This window comes from Clostridium senegalense JC122, from assembly GCF_000285575.1.
Lineage (GTDB): Bacteria > Bacillota > Clostridia > Clostridiales > Clostridiaceae > Clostridium_J > Clostridium_J senegalense.
Genome location: NZ_HE611052.1, coordinates 129,047 through 132,645 on the forward strand (window position 1 = coordinate 129,047; position 3,599 = coordinate 132,645).

2 protein-coding genes and 1 pseudogene are annotated in these 3,599 nt (G+C 24.1%); 1 reads left to right on the top strand and 2 read right to left on the bottom strand.

Annotated features, from left to right (window positions below; all coding sequences use genetic code 11):
* Positions 1 to 86: 86 nt before the first annotated feature.
* Positions 87 to 1,151 (bottom strand): annotated as a pseudogene (locus CSGHG_RS20715) (MerR family transcriptional regulator).
* Between the two features lie 88 nt (positions 1,152 to 1,239).
* Positions 1,240 to 2,277: a S66 family peptidase gene (locus tag CSGHG_RS12270; RefSeq protein WP_010295722.1), complete on the bottom strand. Its 1,038-nt coding sequence runs from the start codon at positions 2,275 to 2,277 to the stop codon at positions 1,240 to 1,242.
* A 661-nt stretch (positions 2,278 to 2,938) separates the two neighbouring features.
* Between CSGHG_RS12270 and CSGHG_RS12275 the strand changes: the two genes are divergently transcribed.
* Positions 2,939 to 3,592, top strand: coding sequence for a hypothetical protein (locus tag CSGHG_RS12275; RefSeq protein WP_010295724.1), 654 nt, complete (start codon positions 2,939 to 2,941; stop codon positions 3,590 to 3,592).
* Positions 3,593 to 3,599 lie beyond the last annotated feature (7 nt).

The window sequence follows — 3,599 nt, forward strand, 5'->3', positions numbered from 1 at the left end:
CATTATTGGTTATTATTACTATTTTTTTCAAAAGTATATATTTCATAATCCATACACAGTTTTAGTAAACTTTCATATACTTTAATTTAAACAATCTTAATTATATAGTTAAACATATCTATTCTTTCATAGCTTAAGTTTTTATCAAACTTTCTAAATTCTCTCTTCAAAAAATCAATATTAGAGTAATACTCATCTTCTACTTCTTCTATCTGCCCTTTTGTCAAACTTTTCAATACAGATTTTTTATCATCTACATCTTTAAACATTAAATCTCCAATAATTATTTCCCCATTATTTTTTAATACCCTAATCATTTCTTCTATAGCTATAACCTTTTCATTTTCATTTAGATGATGAAAAGCATAAGTTGAAACTATAATATCAAAACTCTTATCGCTATATGGTATTTTTTAAAACTCTCCTAATCTTACTTTTAATTTAGGATACTTTTTCTTTGCTATGCTTAACATTTCTCTAGATTGATCCATTCCTACAATATCGCAATTATTTCTTAAAAACTTGCTACTTAAATTTCCTGTTCCTACACCTATTTCTAAAAATTTAAATCCCTTTTTACTATTTTCACTTGCCAAATTGTATACCTTGTCTAATATTAAATTATAATTCTTATATAATTTAACTTCTCCTCTATCCTCTACTATAGTCTTATCATAGTTTTTAGCCCAATCGTTAAAATTCCATTTATCTTTCCAATTATTTTTAATATCCCTTATTTTATTAGCTCTTTTTATAACATCTAATATATCACTATCTAATTCAGATTCTCCATTCATATAAAGTTTATCTAATATATTTTCTAGTGAATCTCTAATTATAGTCAATCTTTGAATTTCATTATTCACTATTTCCCATTGATTATTAAAATGATTTAAATAATTTTTATTATTTTTGTTTTCTATTATATCTTTTATATTACTAATTGATAAACCTATAGATCTATATAACAATATCAATTGTAACGTCATTATATCCTCATTATTAAATTTTCTATACTCATTATTACTGTCTCTTAATGGTTTTAATAGTCCTTTTTTCTCATAATATCTAATTTTGTTAGTAGTTATATTAAAAACATTTGCAACTTCACTTATACTATAACTATGATTCATAATATCAACACCTTTCATATATAATTTTAAACTTTCACCTTAGACTAAAGTCAACATAAAAAAGTAGGCTTAAGCCTACTTTTCATTCTAAAATAAATATTCTAATTTAAATGACACCAGAATCTAATATTGAAAATTCAACTTTATTACAATCGATCTCACCTACAGCTCCATAAGGAATAGTTATCATTGGAGCTGTATGACCAAAATTCATATTATAAATTATAGGTAAATGTTTTAATTTTAGTTCTTCATTTATAACTTTTAAAATAACCTTTTTATATTCATCATAATATTTATTGTCATAAGGTTTTCCAAATATTATACCTTTTGCATTTTGAAAAATTCCCTGTGATCCATAATTTCTTAACCAATATTCTAAATACTTTGGCTTTGGCATATCTTCTGATGTTTCAAAAAATATAATTGCATCATTCCATAATTCCTTTTCTGGCCAAAGTTTTGTACCTTTAATCATTTCTAAAACATCTATACATCCACCAATTAAATTTCCTTTAACTATACCTTCTCCTTGTAAGAGCTCATATCCTTCATTTTTATAAGTATTTCTCTGTTTATATTTATTGCTATGAACCCATGGTAAATAATCACTTGTCCAAATTAGAGATGAATTAATTTTGCCTATAGGTGAATTATCAAATAGCACTTTATAAATCCATTTCTTTGTATAATCAAACATTTTAACATTTTCAGCAAACTCTGCTAAAATTGATGGACCATAAAAACTAGCTATCCCTGCTTTTAAGCATATCATATGTGAGATAGTAGTATCAGAATATCCTATAAAAACCTTAGGATTATTTTTAATAATATCAAAATCTATATAAGGTAAAATCCTTACACTTTCTTCCCCTCCAATACAACTTAAAATCCCTTTTATAGATTTATCTTTAAATGCATTCATTAGGTCTTCTGCTCTTTTTTCAGGATGATTATATAAATATTCACTTCCTTTTAAAGTGCTTTCCATTTCTATAACTTTCAAACCAAATTCTTCTTCTAAACGTTTTTTCCCTTGTTCATATCTCCATAAAATATCACTATCACCTGCTCCACCCCAAGATAAGCTAATAGTTGCTACTTTATCTCCTTTTTTTAATGCTACTGGTTTTATTAATTTCATTTTTAGTCCCCCCCATAATTTATATAAATATATAATAACGAATTTATAAGCTTATATAAACATATAAATTAAAATACCATTAACTTTAAATAAAATTATTAGTGTTTATTAAATATTTTTTATTTATTCAAAATAATTTAACTTATATACCACATATTTACATATAAATCACATTATAATATATCAAAGGAGGATTGATTTAGTTTATTATGAAAAAATATAGTAAGACCACAATTTTAATTATAATTTTATTGATAATCTACTTCATTTTATACTTTTCAAACCCTAAAAATACATCCTTTAATTTGGATACATTCAAAAACCTTTCCACTTCTTCAATAATAAAAATAAGCACTTACTAATTAAAATAGTAAGTGCTATTTTAATTATATTAATATAATATTACTTCTTCTAATATTAATTAAACATTTAAAAGATTAGTTTTTTATGGACTTCAGTATATTTCAACACTTTTTTACCTTTAAATTTTAAACTGAACTATAAAAGTTAACCTATGCTACTATACTCTTAACAATGCTTAAATTTAAACCTAAAACAATATTCATAAGGAAATATTATTTAAACTTCATTATATCACTGAATATATTTATATCTTTTAGGAAAACCTAAGTTATATTTTGTAAATAAAGGAGAGTGTAAAATGAAAAAACTATTATCAATTTTTTTAACATGTATGCTTTTAGTATCTTTTTCTTTAATACCATCTGAAGTTAAAGCTACTATAGATAGTTCTTCTGATAAACTACCTTTTACTCAGTCCATGGCAAATTTAAAAATGGAAGAACAAAGACTTTGGATAGAGCATGTACTCTGGACTAGAAATTTTATTATTAGTGATTTAGCTTCCCTTGAAGATAAAGACACTGTACTAGATAGACTTTTAAAAAATCAAGATGACATTGGAAATTCTATCAAACCTTACTATGGGGATATAGCTGGAAATAAACTTTCTAAACTTTTAAGAGAACATATTTCTATAGCTGGACAAATTGTTGATGCTGCTAAAGAAGGTAATAAAAGTAACGTGGATAAATATAACACTTTATGGTATGAAAATGCAGATAAAATTGCTGATTTTTTAAGTGCAGCTAATCCCAATTGGTCAAATAAAGAATTAAAAGATATTTTACATATGCATTTAAAATTAACTACTGATGAAGTAGTTGCAAGAATTAATAAAGATTGGAAAGCTGATATTGAAAGCTTTGATAAAGGTGAAAAACATATCCTAATCTTATCAGATGTCATTACTAACGGAATTATAAAACAATTTCCAAATAAATTTTCAAAATAATAGATAA

Bases quoted from the DNA above. Each gene is read 5' to 3' on its own strand.
- CSGHG_RS12270 (WP_010295722.1), bottom strand. From the start codon at position 2,277: ATGAAATTAATAAAACCAGTAGCATTAAAAAAAGGAGATAAAGTAGCA.
- CSGHG_RS12275 (WP_010295724.1), top strand. From the start codon at position 2,939: ATGAAAAAACTATTATCAATTTTTTTAACATGTATGCTTTTAGTATCT.